The following is a 15,401-nucleotide window of genomic DNA, read 5'->3' on the forward strand; positions in this document are numbered from 1 at the left end:
TTGTCAGAATAGCTTTTGCGGTGTTGACGACCGTAGTGGCTGGCCACTCCGTTACTCCAGCGTAACGATAACGCCCGCTTTTTGATCTCACCCGTTACTGGGAGGAAGCCAATGCGTAAGGTTCTTGCCAGCAACTCGAACTACGAAATCGCGGTTGATGCAGCCCGGAACAGAATCTATGTCGCTGTTCATGGATCATCTTCGTCTGTTGCGGTAGCACCGCGTTATCTCGACGATATTGAAGTAGCCCTGGAGGGTCTCAAGCGCGAACTTAAGATGCGCGCGGATCAATTTTCCGGGCAAGCAGGCATGAACGAGACCGTCTCCGAAGGCGTAATAGAAGTGGCAAGCTGCCGGAACAAACGGCGACGTGCGTTCGACGTCGTCTAGGTGCGCTTGTCTCACGCTGCCTTTCAGCGAATCGGACATCACGGTTCGCGTCCCTGTGGTTCGGCACTCAACCGTGCTGAGTACCGCATCCCTCCGTGCGCTCCGCGCCCTATCCGGGTGGAGAGGTGCATGAATAAAACTCTGTCGAAAGGAATACACGATGGAAATCAGAACGATGACCGATGAACAGCGTAAGGCAATTGCGCTCGAGTACTTTAAACGCATGGACAGAGGCGACAACATCTTCGACTTGTTCGACGACAATGCCGAGGTCTATTTTCCGAAGTGGGGTATCGCGCGCGGCAAGCGTGAAATCGAGCGGCTTTTCAGCGACCTGATGGAAATTCTCGCTGAAATATCCCACGACATCTCCTATGCCAATTTCATTCAACAAGGGGATCTCGTGGTCGTTGAGGCGACCTCCAGCGGAAAATTGAAAAATGGCGCTGCGTGGCGTGCCGGCACGACCCATGCGGGTCGATGGTGCGACGTATTTGAAATTCGCGACTTCAAAATTCAGCGATGCCACGTCTATCTTGATCCCGACTACGCGGGCGCTGACACGGCTCGCTATCCATGGATAAACACGGATGCTCCTAACCGTTACTAGATAGCAACCCGGAACACGCTACAGCAAGTGAAGAACTCACTTGCTGTACCCGTTATTCGGCAAGCCTGAATGCCGAAACCGCTTCCTGCATTTTCATGGCTTGCGCCTCCAGTGATTGTGCAGCAGCCGCCGCCTCCTCAACCAGTGCAGCATTTTGCTGCGTGACACCGTCCATCTGCAGGACCGCCTGATTGATCTGCTCGAGCCCTCTGCGTTGCTCTTCGGACGCGGCGGAAATCTCGCCAACGATACCGGAGACCTGTCCGATGGCGTGCCTGACCTGTTCCACCGCGGTGCCGACGTCGTTTGCCTGACGCGAGCCGTCCCGAACCAGCACAACCGACGCGTTGATCAGCTCCTTGATTTCTTTTGCTGCTGAAGCCGAACGCTGGGCCAGACCGCGCACCTCACCGGCTACGACCGCGAAGCCGCGCCCCTCACCGCCTGCGCGAGCGGCTTCCACTGCGGCGTTGAGCGCCAGAATGTTGGTTTGAAACGCGATGCCCTCAATCATGCCGGTGATTTCAGAAATCCTGATCGAACTGCGGCTGATCTCCTCGATCGTTTCCAGCATCTGCTGAACCGCCTTGTGGCCCGTATCCGCCAGGCCGCTTGCATTGGCCGCGAGAGAATTCGCGTGGTGGGCGTTATCCGCATTCTGTTTAACCGTCCCGGTCAGTTGCGTCATGCTCGCTGCCGTTTCTTCGAGCGAGGCGGCTTGTTCCTCCGTGCGGGACGAAAGATCCACGTTGCCGACCGCGATCTGCCGGGAAGCCGTGCTGACCGAATCCATTGAAACGCTGATCAGGCCGAGTACCGTGCCGATGCGACTCATCAATTCATTGAAGGCCGTCGCGGTATGCCCGATTTCGTCCATACGCATGGCCGGTACGCGGCGCGTCAGATCCAGCGAACGGCTGACTTCCAGAAGCGTAGTCTGGATGCCGTCGATGCTGCGACCGATCGAGCGGATTTGTCCCCAGCCGTACATGCCGACAGCAACGCCGCCGACCGCCAAAACCGCAAGCATGATGGCCAGCGTGTTCCGATAGGCGGAAAGGTCATCGTTGTGCGCCGCTTTGATTGCCTCCTCCAGCACGTCGGTAAGCTTTCCGACGTCCTGCGAGAAGATGAGGCCGGCGGGGCGAACCTCGTTAGTCTCGGCTGCGATGGCTCCCGCAGCGTCCCCACTGCGGAACAGGCTCACGCTTTTGGCTAACGCTTTGCGGAGCGCTTCGCGATCGCGCGCACTTTGCAATGCCAGCGGCTGGATCGTCTCTGTCTTTGCGCTTTGCTGAAACCGATCGAATTGCGCATCGTCCATCTCACTGAGTTTGTCGATGAAATCGAGACGCTCTTTTCTCGAGGCCGCATCGGTCAGAGAGATCGCTTCCATCAACTGGATCACTTGAACGAGCGTGAAGTTATAGGAATTCTGGATGGCTATTCCGGGAAGAGTTAATTGGTCGTACGACCTTGCTGCACGATCGTTGGCGTTTTTTATCCCCTTTATGCCAAGTCCTGCGACGGCAACGCACAGCGTGCCGAGTGCGAAGAAGATCAGGATGAGTCGACTTTTGAGGCTGCGATTGAGATGTGACATGACAGGAGAATTCCGCAATTGAAGTCGTACGGTGCACCGGGACGAGTCCGGTTTATCGACACGCTGGGAAATACAGGAATAAGTTGGATGAACAAACGGAATGGTGGCGACATGGGACGAGGGGGCACGCACGTAAATGCCCCGAACCCGGTCTTTGGCATGGGTTCACAGCGGACAGGTTCCGCTTCAGGCGTATCAGGCAGGTTGCAGGCTGTCGACCGGCACACCTGCCTCGACAGGCTACCGCCCGTTGGCCTGCACCGTCAGGCTGTTATTCACTTCACTGACCCCATTCACGAGCTCGGCCACGGAGGTTGCAAGGTCGATCTGGCCAGCAGCCGGGACAGAACCTGCCAGCGTTACGACTCCGCCTTTGGCTATCACCACGATGCCGTCGGCATTGAGTCCTCTCGTTCTTGAAAGACTGAGAAGGACGGCCTTCCTGAGCTTGCGATTTTCTGCCCGGATCGCTTTCGCGCTGGGCGCGGTACTCATCGATGCGGAGGGTGCTGCCTCGCTCTGGCTGGCTTGGGCGTGCGCGCTCGCCGCGCACAGCATGACGACCATGCTGAGTGCACATGTGATTACATTGACTGGTTTCACTAAACTCTCCTTTCAGGACGACAATCTGATGTTGGGAAGACTTAAAAGCAGGGGAGTACAACCTGCAGGTGGTGTTCGCGCTATAGCGGTAAATCGGCCCCCGAAATTCCCAATCGACGCCCGGTGCTGCCGTGCGGCAGGACAACGGGTTTCCCTGGTACAGCCAGTCCGGATGTTGTGGTGCGAGGCCTTCGCAGTGCTGCCGGCACAGCGCTAGAACGAATGCTGGATGCCGACGACGCCGCCGACGGTGGTCCCTTGAACGCCATACAGTGCACCGGCGACGGACAGACCGGTGTTCATCGCGCCATGGTTGTTCACGACGGCGACTTGTGCATAGAGCTTGGTCCTTTTCGACAGGAAATAATTTGCGCCCAGTGCCGTGAGCAGTGAATGGTTTGCGGTATTGTCGCGGTCGCTTGTCACCCAGACACCGCCATTCACATCAAGCGTGGGCAGCACGAAGTAATCAAGGCCTCCGCCGTAGACGTTGTTGTTAAACGATCCGGCTACCTTGTAGTTGACGAACGACGCCTTGGCGGTCAGCGCGCCGAACTTGTACGCCGCACCTATCGTGCGTCCTTCGGCGCCAAGATTGGAAGGGACGGGCGTGGGTGTGCCACCGCTATTGCCGTCGTAAATCGCCGCGTCGATCAACAATCCGGCGCGCTCGTATTTCAGGCTCGCGGAGTACTGGCGCCCCGCCTGGAAATTGCCAGCCTGACCGCCGAAGCCGAACATCACCATGGCCTGCAGGCCAGCAAGGTTCGGGCTGGTATAGGTCACTGAATTGGCATCGAAGATACTTGTGCCGAGGAAGTTGCCGACGTAATTCACCCCCTGGCTACCGAAGAAGGATAAGCCGCGCGGGTCCAACGCGTACATTGTGTAAAAAAACGGGGAGAATTGCAGACCAGTTTTGACCTCCCCGAAATTGCCGTCCAGCGCGACCCAGGCCTCGCAGCCGAACAGATTACCGTTGCAATGGGCGAAGCCGCCATTGGCCGCACTGATCCCGCTTTCGAGCTTGAACTTCGCCTGGAGATTGTTGCCGAGATCCTCAGTCCCTGTGAGACCGAATTGCGAATACGATGAACCGCCATCGATCATCGAAATCTGCTTGCCGGCATTCTGGCCGGCCGAATTGACCGTTTTGTTCGTATAGAGCATGCCAAGATCAATGACGCCAAACATCGTGACACTGCTCTGCGCGTGCACGGCGCCAGCAAGCGTCAAACCAATCGCACACGCGGTTAACTTCTGCACGGCGTTCCTCTTTTTCGGCATTACCTTTCTCCTTGTCCAGAATATTGGTTGTGGTTAAGCGTTTCAGTACTTTCAGAATCACCTGGTCGCAGCTCCCCGATTGATCGAGACGCGATGTGGGCAGTTGAACCGGGCACGAACTGGCGCGCCTCGGAATTGGCAATCGGTTTATATCTCGATGTATAGTAAGGAATACGTAATATATAATTGACGATCGCGGACAAGATCCGCTCTCTCGACGCTCATCACCCACCGAGAGTTTGAAGTGGCAGGATCTTTCAGCTATGCATCAAGACCGAGTCGTTCAATGTGTTCCTGTCGAAGTGCTGCTTCACATTCCAATTCGCGACGACTAACCTGGTCAGTGCGGTGTTGTCGGCGAAGGTCAGCAGGGGGACTTGCGTGCGCCAGCCTGGTCGCGCACGGCTTGTAGCCGAACGGTTTCGCGCGCCCGCGCTAGCTATCCATCGCGGAAGAGGCGGCGTTCATGGGGTGAGTCCCGTTGCATCGGTCGTGATCGAGAGATCACGCCATTGGTCGAACTCTGTGCGCAGTGCCTCCAGCTTGGCTGCAATCGCCTGCACAGCGTCGGTTCCGGCGGCAAATCGCAGCGGCGGACTGTCATGTGCGGCCAGGTGAACAATGACGTCAGCGAGCTTCGCGGGATCGCCCGGCTGCTGGTGGTTTTTCGCGAGAAGTGCCGCTCTCAGCGCGGCCGAAAAGTTCGAGTAGTCCGCTATGGTCTTTCTTCCGTGTTCAACCGAGCTTCCATCGAGAAAGTCGGTGCGAAAGTACCCGGGCTCGATGAGGGTGACGGCAATGCCGAACTGCGCAACTTCGAGAGCCAGCGATTCGGAAAACCCTTCGACGGCGAACTTGCTCGCAGAATAGAGTGTGCCGCCCTGTCCGCCACGAACACCGGCAATCGACGAGATATTAAGGATCCGTCCGGCGCGCTGCTGCCGCATGACTGGCAGTACGGCCCGCGTGACATTGAGGACGCCGAAAACGTTGGTGGCGAACTGTTTTTCTGCCTGTTCGGGTTCCTGTTCCTCGAACGCCCCCAACTGACCATATCCCGCGTTGTTGACTAGCACGTCGACCACGCCGAATCGATCAGTCGCGGCTCGCACTGCGGCTTCGGCCTGACGTGGGTCCGTCACATCCAGTTGCGCCGTGAGCAATTGATCGGAACCGGCATTGAATACGGCCTGAAGTTTTCCCGAGTCGCGTGCCGTTGCGACAACGCGATCCCCAGCGGCAAGCGCGGCTTTCACGACTTCTGCACCGATCCCGCGCCCGGCGCCGGTAACAAACCACGTCTTGCTCATTCATTCTCCTGCTGTTGAAGATGTACGCCCCCGTGGCACCGCGATACCCTGAATCTTGCTGCGATTCGTGAACCGGGTCCGCTGACGTGCCTGACGACCAGGGGCCAACGTGCCGTGTCGCTTCGACGCCACGACGACCTACGCAGCTTAAACGGAAGGGCACACGTGTTCAATCCAGGGTAAATCCGGCTCAAGCGCAGGGCATGGCCGCCAGCATGTTCTGGCATATCCACGGCTATTTGACGGTCGGATGTGGTAAACACCTTATTGCACGCGTGTGCCTAATCGCTTATCTTTTGGCCTATCCGATGCATCGGCTGCTGGTATGGACGGGGCGCGGCGTTGATCACACCCATGGCGTCGAGAATCCAGCAGGTCCGATTCATTGATACGGAAAGTGAGCTTCTTCGCAGTCCGGTGCAGCTGGTAGTGGATCGCACGAGCTTTCAAGCGATGTTCCAAGGAAATCTGATGAACGAAACCGAGCTTTTCACGTGGGGGCCGTCTGGCAAGCGAGCCTCAGTCAGTGTGACTTTCGACAATCTGGGCGAGGCCTGCGACATAATCCTCGGCCGTTGGCCGGCGAGCAATCCCGTCGGCAGTCATTACACGGCGACCCGTGTTCTGCCGCGGTTACTTGAGGAGCTTGATGGCTTGTCCATCACGTACTTCATCGAGGCGGTGAATGCCGCGCTGTATCCGGGGCAACTGAAGGCGCTTCGTGAGGCCGGTCACGAAATCGGATTGCACGCATGGGGGCATGAGAACTGGGGGCGGCTCTCCCGGGACGAAAAGCGCTCGAACCTTGCGAGGAGCCTTGCGGCGCTCAGATCCATCGACATGGGTCCCGTTGGCTTCCGTCCTCCTGGTGGGGCCATGGATGCTGACTCGCTGGCCTTGCTGCGTGAGAACGGCTTCACTTATTGCTCGCCTGCGTCTGGCGACAGACGGGTCCGCCTGGAGGAGGGAATGGTGATTCTGCCGTTTGCGTGGCGTCATGTCGACGCCTACCTCATCGATCCGGATCTGGGCGAGTTCCGTGCGTCCAACGGCGACCGCCACGCGCCAGCATCGGCTGACGAATGGGAGCAAATACTGAACGGAGCATTCGACGAAGCGGTAACGGGCCGCCAGCATCTGACGGTCATTTTCCATCCTTATCTGTTCGGCGCCGACGAGGGTCTGTGGCAGGTTCTGCGCCGCTTCCTGCACCGGGCCAGGGCGAACGACGACGTATGGTTCGCGCCGTGTTGTGAGATTGCCGAATGGTCTAAGCCGCGCCTGTTGGCCAGCATGGACGCAGGCGTTGCTCCGCGTGCCTAGGTAGGGCGGCACGATTCCCTGGCCCTGACGCTACCTGGGGCCGTTTCTTTTTAAGTCATTGAAGGAGGATGAGCATGTCGCATCAGGAAGAGAATGTCCTTACGGCGGTTGGGGATGCTGAGATCGACCCGAAAGAGAGAGAGCAGGTGATCGCTCGCCGAGCTAAGAGCAGGGTTCGAGGGCTCAACCATCACGCGTACTACTGCACGGATGGCGAAAAGACGCGGCATTTCTACGAGGATATTCTCGAAATGCCCATGACAATCGCGTTGCGCATTCCGGATGAGGTATTCACCGGCAAGCAGGCGCCGTACTGTCATTTCTTCTTCGAGATGGGGGACGGAAGTTCAATTGCGTTTTTCGACTATCCGGACTTTTTCGACGGTGAGCCGCCGTTCACGGTGCCGACGGTCTATCACCATCACATCGCGATCAACGTCGACAGTGATGAAGCGATCGACTATTTCCGTCAGAAGCTGGAGTCAGAGGGCTATCCAAGTACGTTTGTCGACCACGGCGCTTTCCATTCGTTGTATCTGAGAGACCCGAACGGTATGAACCTCGAGCTCTGCTATTCACCGCCGGCATCGGACGATTTCTTTCTTCGGGCGGGGAAAGTCGCGCACGCAGAACTGAAGCAATGGGCCGCTACGCGCGCATAGCCATTGCCGGAGGGTCGGAATTGCTGGATTGAGGCCACGAGAAGGGCCTCAATCCATGAGCGCGTTGAGGGAGAACACGCGGCTTGTCAACTTGGGCTTGAGCTTGTGCTGCGCAGCGACACCGGGTCGCCGTTAGCCAACCCACGGAGCCGTGGAGCCGCGCAGAACGAGCGTAGGCGCAAATTCCACGTTGACGGGTGCATCGGGGTGGCCGTCGTCCGAATGATCTTCGGCCGCACGGGAAAGCAACACGCTCGTGGCGGTGGCGGCGATATATTGCACCGGCAGACGCACAGTCGTAATGCCGCCCGCTGCCAGTTCAAACCATGCTGGATCGTGATACCCCACGACGGAGACATCGCGCGGCCAGTCGAGACCTAACGTCCGCAGGGCCTGCAATGCGCCCAGGGTGAGTTCCGCGCTGCCGAAAACCAGACCGGTTGGCCGGTTCTTCACGGCCATCATCGATGTGACCGCATGCCGCGCGAACTCAGGCCTGGGCGAACCCAGCGCGATTGCCGCAGGAGCGAGACCATGCTGCTTCAGGGCATCTTTGAAGCCCGCGAGCCGGTTGCGCCCGGTGCTAAGCGAGGTGTCGCCGCCGATGTACGCGAGACGTGTATGTCCATAGCTGAGCAGGTGCTGCGTGGCAGCACGAACGCCTTCGTGATCGTTGATGACCACCGCCTGGCCGGTGAAGCGGGAATGAACGCGGACGAGCTGGACCGTTGCCACGTTATTCAGGAGTGCAACAGTCTCGGCGCGAGGCGTGGCTGTCGGGACGATGATGACGCCAGCCGGACGGGTTTCCAGAATCGTACGCAACTCACGCAACTCGCGATCGCTGTCGTCATCTGTGACAGAAAGCATCAACTGCATCGAATGGGCGGCGAGGGAATCGGCAATGGTCTTGGCGACCGTTGCGTAGAAGTCGTTCTGAATGTCGGGAACCACCAGCCCGACAATCGAACTACGCGCGCCGCGCATCATTCTCGCCGAAGCCGACGGTACATAGCCGAGCTGTTCGACCGCATTGCGTACCCGCAATTTGGTCTCCGCGCTGATCTTCGGACTGTCAGCCAGCGCACGCGACACCGTGGTGTGAGAGATATTCAATACTCGCGCAATATCCTGGAGGGTCACGTTCGTCCCGCCTCGGGATGGCGACCTTGGATCCGACGCTGCTTCGCCCCGCATATGTGTTACCTGCACTCCATATTGTGTAGGTGCCGTTATAGCACGCAACGTCAGCCGCGCACCATAGCCGCCGGTTCAACGCGGCGGCCCTGGAGGCTATTTTTCCGCGACGACAGGATTGGAAAGCGTGCCGATCCCTTCGATCTCCACTTCGAACACGTCGCCGGGCTTGATCGGCCCAACGCCCGACGGTGTGCCTGTCATGATCACGTCGCCGGGCAGCAGTGTCATGAACGAGCTCAGGTACGCAATCAGGCGAGGAACGGAAAACAGCAGGTCCGAGGTATTCCCGCGCTGTTTCACTTCCCCGTTCAGGCGTCCGATGATGTTCAGATTGCCGGGGTTCAGATCCGTGCTGATAACGGGGCCGAGCGGGGCGAAGGTATCGAATGCCTTACCGGCGAACAGGCAGCCGAAGCGCATCTCTTCCTTCTGGATGACGCGGTCGCTGACGTCGTTGCCGCAGGTGTAGCCGAGTACATAGTCGAGTGCGTCTGCTTCGGAGACGCGCCGCGCCGTGCGCCCGATTACTGCAACCAGCTCGGCTTCGTAATGGATTACCTCGCCCAGCTTCGGATAAACGATCGGGTCATTGGGGCCGGCCAGCGCGGACTCGGGCTTGACGAACAGCATGGGGACGCTCGGGGTATCCCAACCCGTTTCCTTGATGTGCGATATGTAGTTGAACCCTGCGCCAAAAATGCGGGGGTTCTCAACAGGCGAGAGAAGCGTGACCTCGCTGGCAGCCACATGCTTGCCGGTCAGATGGACGTCGCCTGCAAACGGCGAGCCGGAAAGGGTTTCAATCGTGCCGTCGTCGCGAAGATTGCCGTAAACGATTTCGGTGCCCAGCTTGAAGCGCGTGATCTTCATGGTTTATTCCAGTTCAGGGGAAAGGTCTGAACCCATTTTGTTCCGGCAGTCGGGTAAAGTAGGGCTCACGTGTGCCTATTATCGCAACGGGCTTTGGCATTGTAAAGAGACACCTCGTGGATCGCCCGTGTAAATGATTCTTCGAGACTGTAGTGGATCTTCCCTGCCGCTGCCGTGACGGTCAAAGTGAAGATTTCCCGATAGTTGTTGCACACGTGTGCCCTTGGAATTATAGTGTTAGGCATCATTAGCCGAGGGGTGGGGCATCAGGATGGATGTTGAACTGGACGCTGACAGCGCATCGGCGCTGATCGAGTCGCTGCGCCGCATGGGGCTTGCCGGGCCGCAGGAGGTGCCGCCGTTGACGCCGCTGACCGGCGGAGTTTCGTCGCAGATCGTGCGTGCCGAGACCGCGCGCGGTCCGGTGTGCATTAAACGGGCGCTGGCGAAGCTCAAGGTTGCCGCGGACTGGTCCGCGCCTCCGGAGCGCAATGCGGCCGAAGTCGCATGGATGAAGCTGGCATCAACGCTTGTCCCAGGCTGTGTGCCGGAAATCCTGGGGGAGGATCAGACCGCGCGTGCTTTTGCGATGGCGTTTCTCGACCCCCAGGAATATCGCATATGGAAGGACGAACTGCTGGAAGGCATTGCCCATACCGCAACCGCGCGCTCGGTTGGCGCGACGCTCGCGGCGATCCATCGGGCGACAGCCGGGAATGACGAACTGGCCCGGAGGTTCGCGACCGACGCGAGTTTCTTCGCGCTCCGGGTGGAGCCGTACTTCATGGCCACCGCGGCGGCCAATCCGGACTGCGCAGCGGCGCTGATCCGGTTGAGCGACGAGACGGCCAACACAAGACGGGCGCTGGTTCATGGAGACGTCAGCCCGAAAAATATCCTCGTCGGTTCAGCGGGGCCCGTTTTCCTTGATGCCGAATGTGCCTGGTACGGCGACCCTGCCTTCGATGTCGCGTTTTGCCTCACCCATCTGCTGCTGAAGTGCGTCTGGCGAACCGAGGCGACACCGCATTATCTCGCGTGTTTCGACGCACTCAATGAGGCGTATTTCGCGGGCGCCACCTGGGAAAGCGCTGCGGATCTCGAGGCTCGGGCAGCGCGCCTGGTGCCGGCCCTGATGCTCGCGCGGATCGACGGGAAATCCCCCGTTGAATATCTGAAAACGCCCGAAGATCGCGAGAGCGTGCGCCGCTTCGCCAAACCTTTCGTGGTCGACCCGCCAAAGACGCTAGACACGATCCGAAACCGCTGGAACAAGGAACGAGTATGAAGACAGCCATCAGTAAAATCACGAGCCGCCGTATCTGGGATTCGCGCGGTAGGCCGACGGTTGAAGTCGACGTCGAGTTGGCGAATGGCATAGGCGGGCGCGGCATCGCGCCGGCGGGCGCGTCGCGTGGTAGCAATGAAGCGATTGACCTGCGCGACGGCGGGAGTCTTCTTGCCGGTTTTGGTGTGCAGCGCGCGCTGTCGAATGTCGACGAAATCATCGCTCCCGCACTGTTGGGCATGGACGCGATGGATCAGGCAGCCGTCGACGCGATCCTGATTGCGCTCGACGGCACCCCGAACAAGGCGCGCCTTGGCGGCAATGCGACGATCGCCACGTCCATGGCGGTGCTGAACGCCGCAGCAGCGGCCGCCGGTATGCCGCTATGGCGGTATCTGGCTGGAAATCAGGCAGTTCGCCTGCCGCTTCCGGAGATCCAGATTTTTGGCGGCGGTGCTCACGCCGGCCGTCGGACGGATATCCAGGATTTTCTGGTGATGCCGCTCGGCGCCCAGAGCTTCGACGAAGCGCTGTTCATGGTCGCCGAAGTCTATCGGGCTGCCGGTGACCTGATGGCATCGCTGGGCCGGCGCGCTGGCGTGGCAGACGAGGGCGGATGGTGGCCGGACTTTACGTCGAACGAAGAGGCGCTTGAGATGCTAACGCGTTCAATCGAGAGGGCGGGGTATCGCCACGACCAGGTTGCCATCTCTCTGGATATTGCCGCATCGGAGTTCGGCCGGAATGGGCGTTACAAACCGGCTCTCGAAAGTCGCGAGTTCGACACGTCCGAATGGCTCGAACTCATGTTCGGATGGCTGAAGCGTTATCCGATCGTGTCAGTGGAAGATCCTGTCGCAGAAGACGATCCAGAAGGGATGCGCGCTTTCACCGAGGCGGTCGGCGACAGCGTCCAGGTGATTGGAGACGATTTCCTCGTCACAAGCGCGGACCGGGTCAACGCCGCCGCGGCGCGCGGGCAGTGCAACGCCGTGTTGCTCAAGCCGAACCAGGCGGGCACGATCACCGAAACATACCGGACCATGGAGGCGGCGAAAAAGCTCGGTTGGGGCATGATCGTATCGGCCCGGTCGGGCGAAAGCGAGGACACGACGATCGTGCATCTCGCGACAGGCTGGAACACGGGACAGCTAAAAGTGGGTTCATTCTCCCGTTCCGAGCGTATGGCGAAATGGAACGAAGGCCTGCGTATCGAGGAACAGATCGGCCGCAGCGCGCGTTTCGCGGGGTGGTCGGCGTTGCCGGCACGGAGTCTCGCATGAAGGCCGTTCTTCAATATTGCGCAAGCTCGGGATTCCGACGGCTTCTGCGCGAGCATTTGCCCGAATGGCTCGAGATCGTGGTCGTCGATGAGGCCGACGCCGACGCAGCCTGCCGTGAGCTCGAGGATGCGGACGTCCTGCTTCACGTGCTGACCCCAGTCACCGGCGCCGTGCTCAAGGCCGCACCGAAGCTCCGGCTGGTGCAGAAGATCGGTGTCGGCACCAATACGATCGATGTCGAGGTTGCAAGATCGCTTGGCATTGCGGTCGCGAACATGCCCGGTACCAATAGTCAGGCGGTTGCCGAGCATACTCTGGCGCTGATGCTGGCCGCGCTGCGACGGGTTGGATACCTCGACAGTACCTGTCGTCGTGGCATCGGCTGGAGCCTGCCGCCCGATACATTCGACAGCGTCAGCGAACTGTCCGGCCGGACAGTGGGTTTTGTCGGCTATGGCTCGATACCGCGAAGACTGACGGCTGCGCTCGTCGCCTTGGGCTCTCGGGTTGTCTACTACGCGCGCAGCGCCGCACCGGACGACGCCGCCCAGCGATTGCCTTCGCTTCAGACATTACTGGAACAGGCGGACATTGTGTCGCTGCATATTCCGCTCACTGAGGATACCCGCGGCCTGCTCAACTCAAGGGCATTCGGTGAAATGAAACGGGGAGCCGTCTTGATTAATACCGCTCGGGGTGAACTGGTCGACGAGCGTGCACTTCTTGATGCGCTGAAGTCAGGCACGATTGCCGCGGCAGGACTCGATGTGTTTGCAACGGAGCCCGCCACTGCAGACAACCCGTTACTGTCGCGACCGAACGTGGTCGCCACGCCACACGTCGCGTGGCTTACGCCCCAGACGCTCGAGCGCAGCATCGGCGTGATTGTGGAGAACTGTCGAAGACTGCGTGACGGTGAGCCGCTGATGAACCGGGTCTAGTGGACTGGGCCGGGAACGATACGTCCGCATCTTCATCTTTCGGCCTGTTAAGTTAGCTGTGTGGTAAATGTGGGCCTAAATTTATACTCGAGGCCAATATTAAATAAGTAGCAGTACATATCGAAAACTAAATGATGAAGGAGGCAATCTTGGAACAAAAGATTCGCGACATGCTCGCTGCGATTGACCGGCAGGATCTCAAGGCGTTCGAAGCCTTTCTGTCGGAGGACGCACGCTTTGTATTCGGTAACGGAGAAGCAATTCACGGACGTGAGCTGATCGTTTCGGCGGTTCAAGGTGTGCTGCGGTCGCTGCGGTCCATTTCACATACAGCCCAGCGCTTCTGGCAGGTCGACGATATCGCGATCTGTGAGGGACGTGTCCGGTACGTGGACGCACTGGGGCAAACGCTCGATGCGCCGTTCATCGATGTTCTGTCGATCGACGCGAATGAATGTATCTCTGACTACCGGGTGTATGTGGATGCATCCCAGTTGAACCAGTCACGTTAGTGCATTGTGGCTAAAGGGGGCATGTCGCGAGCCACGACGGCTCCCTCCTTGCTCCCTGAAACCTCACTAGGGTCAGCGGGTGCTGGGTGCTGTGGTGATTCACGTATGAGAACGCGCAGTTTGGCATGGTGAAGAAATCGAAATCGCCCCATCGCGGTCATCGTTTTCCAGCCAGGGTCGCCTTGTCGTCGCGTTTTGCGGCGAAACGAGTGCATTGTTCCCCCCGCGCGCTCCGGCCACGACAGACCAGCGCGGAGCAATGGTTGCTCATCGAGTGGCCTAAGGCAGAAGTCGAGTGGACCAAGTACTTTCTCAGTTCGTTGCTGGCCGGTATACCAATCAGGGAACCCGTGCGACTCGCAAAACTGCGCTGGCGTATTGAGCGTGATTACCAGAAGAAGCCCAAGCAGGAACTCGGCGTGGCGCATTTCGAGGGACACAGCTGGCGCGGCTTTCACCAGCACGCGACGCTGTGCATAGCGGCCTACGGCCTTCTCGTCACCGAACGTTTGGTAGCGCAAAAAAAACTCCAGCTCATCGGTTGCTCGGCGAGGTGTCTTCTTTACCCGAATGCTTCCGGCCTCGGGGCGCCCTTGCGAAAGCAGCGACGCGTGGCGGATTCCATCACAACGTTGCGATTGGAGCTTGCCGCTGCCCTAATTTCTTGCCTTGAACGGCGCCCGTGCTGCGGTCGGAAAACCGAGTAGTTGTTAAACGGCAATACTAATTATGTGCAGGGAATTCTGGTTGAGATATCTCATGACGTTTCATACGGCAATTTCATTCAACAAGGGGATAGTAGTAGCCGACGCGACGCTCTGCGGCAAGTTCAAGATAAAGCAGCGTGGCGTGCCGGCACGTCACATGCCGGCCCATGGTGTCACGTATTTGAAATTCGAGACTTCAAGAAGCACCATAACGCTTGAATGTATGCATCGAGCACGAAAAAGGCCCGCGCGGGCCTTGCGCAGGAGGGCGACGCTCGATCGCTCTCCTGCGTGACGTGCGCGGCGGGGCCGGTTGCGCTAACCGAAGATCTTCAACGCGAGTCCTGCGACGTGTTTGCCTTGGAAGCGCGCGATATCCAGTTCGTTTTGTGACGGTTGCCGGCTGCCGTCCGTGCCTGCCAGCGTGGTCGCGCCGTAGGGCGTGCCGCCGGTGATCTCATTCATGTTGGTCAGGCCTGCGCATGCATACGGCACACCGACGATCACCATGCCCTGGTGCAACAGCGTGCTGTGGAACGACGTGATGGTGGTCTCCTGGCCGCCGTGCTGGGTACCGGTCGAAGCAAAAACGCTGCCGATCTTGCCGACCAGCGCACCTTTCATCCACAGTCCGCCGGTCTGGTCGAGGAAGGTGCGCATCTGTCCAGCCATATTGCCAAAGCGCGTCGGCGTGCCAAAGATTGAGATTGACCCGGTTCAACGGACAGATTTGCAGTTGGGTTTAGTGTGATGTTGAACCTCCCGGGAGTGTTGAGTCGCGGGTTGTCCATGGCCGGGCGGCGGGTCGCCTG

The 15,401-nt window shown here is 59.1% G+C and carries 15 protein-coding genes and 1 pseudogene; 9 read left to right on the forward strand and 7 right to left on the reverse strand.

All coding sequences use genetic code 11. The features are described 5' to 3' along the window. The first annotated feature begins 111 nt into the window (after positions 1 to 111). Positions 112 to 390, forward strand: coding sequence for a hypothetical protein (locus KHO31_RS35485; RefSeq protein ID WP_211625576.1), 279 nt, complete (start codon positions 112 to 114; stop codon positions 388 to 390). Positions 391 to 550: 160 nt separating this feature from the next. Further along, complete coding sequence (locus KHO31_RS35490) at positions 551 to 1,000, forward strand: nuclear transport factor 2 family protein (protein WP_211625578.1); 450 nt, start codon at positions 551 to 553, stop codon at positions 998 to 1,000. A gap of 52 nt (positions 1,001 to 1,052) precedes the next feature. Here KHO31_RS35490 and KHO31_RS39935 read toward each other — a convergent pair whose 3' ends face one another. The 4 genes from KHO31_RS39935 to KHO31_RS35510 form a co-directional block, all read right to left on the reverse strand. Next, the gene (locus tag KHO31_RS39935) at positions 1,053 to 2,603 is read right to left on the reverse strand and encodes a methyl-accepting chemotaxis protein (RefSeq protein ID WP_211625580.1); all 1,551 of its coding nucleotides are present in this window, start codon (positions 2,601 to 2,603) and stop codon (positions 1,053 to 1,055) included. Positions 2,604 to 2,843: 240 nt separating this feature from the next. After that, entirely contained in the window at positions 2,844 to 3,206 is a 363-nt protein-coding gene (locus KHO31_RS35500; protein ID WP_236071672.1) for a BON domain-containing protein, read from the reverse strand. A 213-nt stretch (positions 3,207 to 3,419) separates the two neighbouring features. Beyond that, positions 3,420 to 4,493: a porin gene (locus KHO31_RS35505; protein ID WP_211625583.1), complete on the reverse strand. Its 1,074-nt coding sequence runs from the start codon at positions 4,491 to 4,493 to the stop codon at positions 3,420 to 3,422. Positions 4,494 to 4,957: 464 nt separating this feature from the next. Further along, on the reverse strand, positions 4,958 to 5,803 hold the full coding sequence (locus KHO31_RS35510; RefSeq protein ID WP_211625585.1) for an oxidoreductase: 846 nt from the start codon (positions 5,801 to 5,803) through the stop codon (positions 4,958 to 4,960). Positions 5,804 to 6,157: 354 nt separating this feature from the next. On the opposite strand from KHO31_RS35510, the gene KHO31_RS35515 reads away from it, so the two are divergent. Together KHO31_RS35515 and KHO31_RS35520 are read left to right on the forward strand one after the other, a co-directional pair. After that, on the forward strand, positions 6,158 to 7,126 hold the full coding sequence (locus KHO31_RS35515; protein ID WP_211625593.1) for a polysaccharide deacetylase family protein: 969 nt from the start codon (positions 6,158 to 6,160) through the stop codon (positions 7,124 to 7,126). 74 nt (positions 7,127 to 7,200) lie between these two features. Continuing rightward, positions 7,201 to 7,788: a VOC family protein gene (locus tag KHO31_RS35520; protein ID WP_211625595.1), complete on the forward strand. Its 588-nt coding sequence runs from the start codon at positions 7,201 to 7,203 to the stop codon at positions 7,786 to 7,788. A gap of 132 nt (positions 7,789 to 7,920) precedes the next feature. On the opposite strand, the gene KHO31_RS35525 is transcribed toward KHO31_RS35520, so the two are convergent. After that, a complete protein-coding gene (locus KHO31_RS35525; protein ID WP_211625597.1) occupies positions 7,921 to 8,931 on the reverse strand; it encodes a LacI family DNA-binding transcriptional regulator in 1,011 nt (336 codons plus the stop codon). 150 nt (positions 8,932 to 9,081) lie between these two features. Further along, positions 9,082 to 9,858 (reverse strand): fumarylacetoacetate hydrolase family protein, encoded by a 777-nt coding sequence (locus tag KHO31_RS35530; RefSeq protein WP_211625599.1) that lies wholly within the window; start codon positions 9,856 to 9,858, stop codon positions 9,082 to 9,084. A gap of 271 nt (positions 9,859 to 10,129) precedes the next feature. Between KHO31_RS35530 and KHO31_RS35535 the strand changes: the two genes are divergently transcribed. The 5 genes from KHO31_RS35535 (at position 10,130) to KHO31_RS35555 (ending at position 14,589) form a co-directional block, all read left to right on the forward strand. Then, on the forward strand, positions 10,130 to 11,146 hold the full coding sequence (locus KHO31_RS35535; protein WP_211625600.1) for a phosphotransferase family protein: 1,017 nt from the start codon (positions 10,130 to 10,132) through the stop codon (positions 11,144 to 11,146). Next, a complete protein-coding gene (gene eno / locus KHO31_RS35540) occupies positions 11,143 to 12,429 on the forward strand; it encodes a phosphopyruvate hydratase (RefSeq protein WP_211625602.1) in 1,287 nt (428 codons plus the stop codon). The genes KHO31_RS35535 and eno overlap by 4 nt, the downstream gene beginning before the upstream one ends. A 56-nt stretch (positions 12,430 to 12,485) precedes the next feature. Then, positions 12,486 to 13,370, forward strand: coding sequence for a 2-hydroxyacid dehydrogenase (locus tag KHO31_RS35545; RefSeq protein WP_211625604.1), 885 nt, complete (start codon positions 12,486 to 12,488; stop codon positions 13,368 to 13,370). A gap of 131 nt (positions 13,371 to 13,501) precedes the next feature. Then, positions 13,502 to 13,882 (forward strand): nuclear transport factor 2 family protein, encoded by a 381-nt coding sequence (locus KHO31_RS35550; protein WP_211625606.1) that lies wholly within the window; start codon positions 13,502 to 13,504, stop codon positions 13,880 to 13,882. 125 nt (positions 13,883 to 14,007) lie between these two features. Beyond that, on the forward strand, positions 14,008 to 14,589 hold the full coding sequence (locus KHO31_RS35555; RefSeq protein ID WP_211625608.1) for a hypothetical protein: 582 nt from the start codon (positions 14,008 to 14,010) through the stop codon (positions 14,587 to 14,589). A 318-nt stretch (positions 14,590 to 14,907) separates the two neighbouring features. Here the strand turns inward: KHO31_RS35555 and wrbA are convergent. Beyond that, a pseudogene (wrbA, locus tag KHO31_RS35560) lies at positions 14,908 to 15,291 on the reverse strand (NAD(P)H:quinone oxidoreductase); the annotation flags it as partial. Positions 15,292 to 15,401 lie beyond the last annotated feature (110 nt).

The sequence above is a fragment of the Paraburkholderia domus genome, assembly GCF_905220705.1.
Classification (GTDB): domain Bacteria; phylum Pseudomonadota; class Gammaproteobacteria; order Burkholderiales; family Burkholderiaceae; genus Paraburkholderia; species Paraburkholderia domus.

What these genes read in the sequence shown, in the direction of transcription:
- eno (WP_211625602.1), top strand. Translation starts at nt 11,143, where the DNA reads ATGAAGACAGCCATCAGTAAAATCACGAGCCGCCGTATCTGGGATTCG.
- KHO31_RS35485 (WP_211625576.1), top strand. Translation starts at nt 112, where the DNA reads ATGCGTAAGGTTCTTGCCAGCAACTCGAACTACGAAATCGCGGTTGAT.
- KHO31_RS35550 (WP_211625606.1), top strand. Translation starts at nt 13,502, where the DNA reads ATGATGAAGGAGGCAATCTTGGAACAAAAGATTCGCGACATGCTCGCT.
- KHO31_RS35535 (WP_211625600.1), top strand. Translation starts at nt 10,130, where the DNA reads ATGGATGTTGAACTGGACGCTGACAGCGCATCGGCGCTGATCGAGTCG.
- KHO31_RS35520 (WP_211625595.1), top strand. Translation starts at nt 7,201, where the DNA reads ATGTCGCATCAGGAAGAGAATGTCCTTACGGCGGTTGGGGATGCTGAG.
- KHO31_RS39935 (WP_211625580.1), bottom strand. Translation starts at nt 2,603, where the DNA reads ATGTCACATCTCAATCGCAGCCTCAAAAGTCGACTCATCCTGATCTTC.
- KHO31_RS35510 (WP_211625585.1), bottom strand. Translation starts at nt 5,803, where the DNA reads ATGAGCAAGACGTGGTTTGTTACCGGCGCCGGGCGCGGGATCGGTGCA.
- KHO31_RS35555 (WP_211625608.1), top strand. Translation starts at nt 14,008, where the DNA reads ATGGTGAAGAAATCGAAATCGCCCCATCGCGGTCATCGTTTTCCAGCC.
- KHO31_RS35490 (WP_211625578.1), top strand. Translation starts at nt 551, where the DNA reads ATGGAAATCAGAACGATGACCGATGAACAGCGTAAGGCAATTGCGCTC.
- KHO31_RS35515 (WP_211625593.1), top strand. Translation starts at nt 6,158, where the DNA reads ATGGCGTCGAGAATCCAGCAGGTCCGATTCATTGATACGGAAAGTGAG.
- KHO31_RS35530 (WP_211625599.1), bottom strand. Translation starts at nt 9,858, where the DNA reads ATGAAGATCACGCGCTTCAAGCTGGGCACCGAAATCGTTTACGGCAAT.
- KHO31_RS35505 (WP_211625583.1), bottom strand. Translation starts at nt 4,493, where the DNA reads ATGCCGAAAAAGAGGAACGCCGTGCAGAAGTTAACCGCGTGTGCGATT.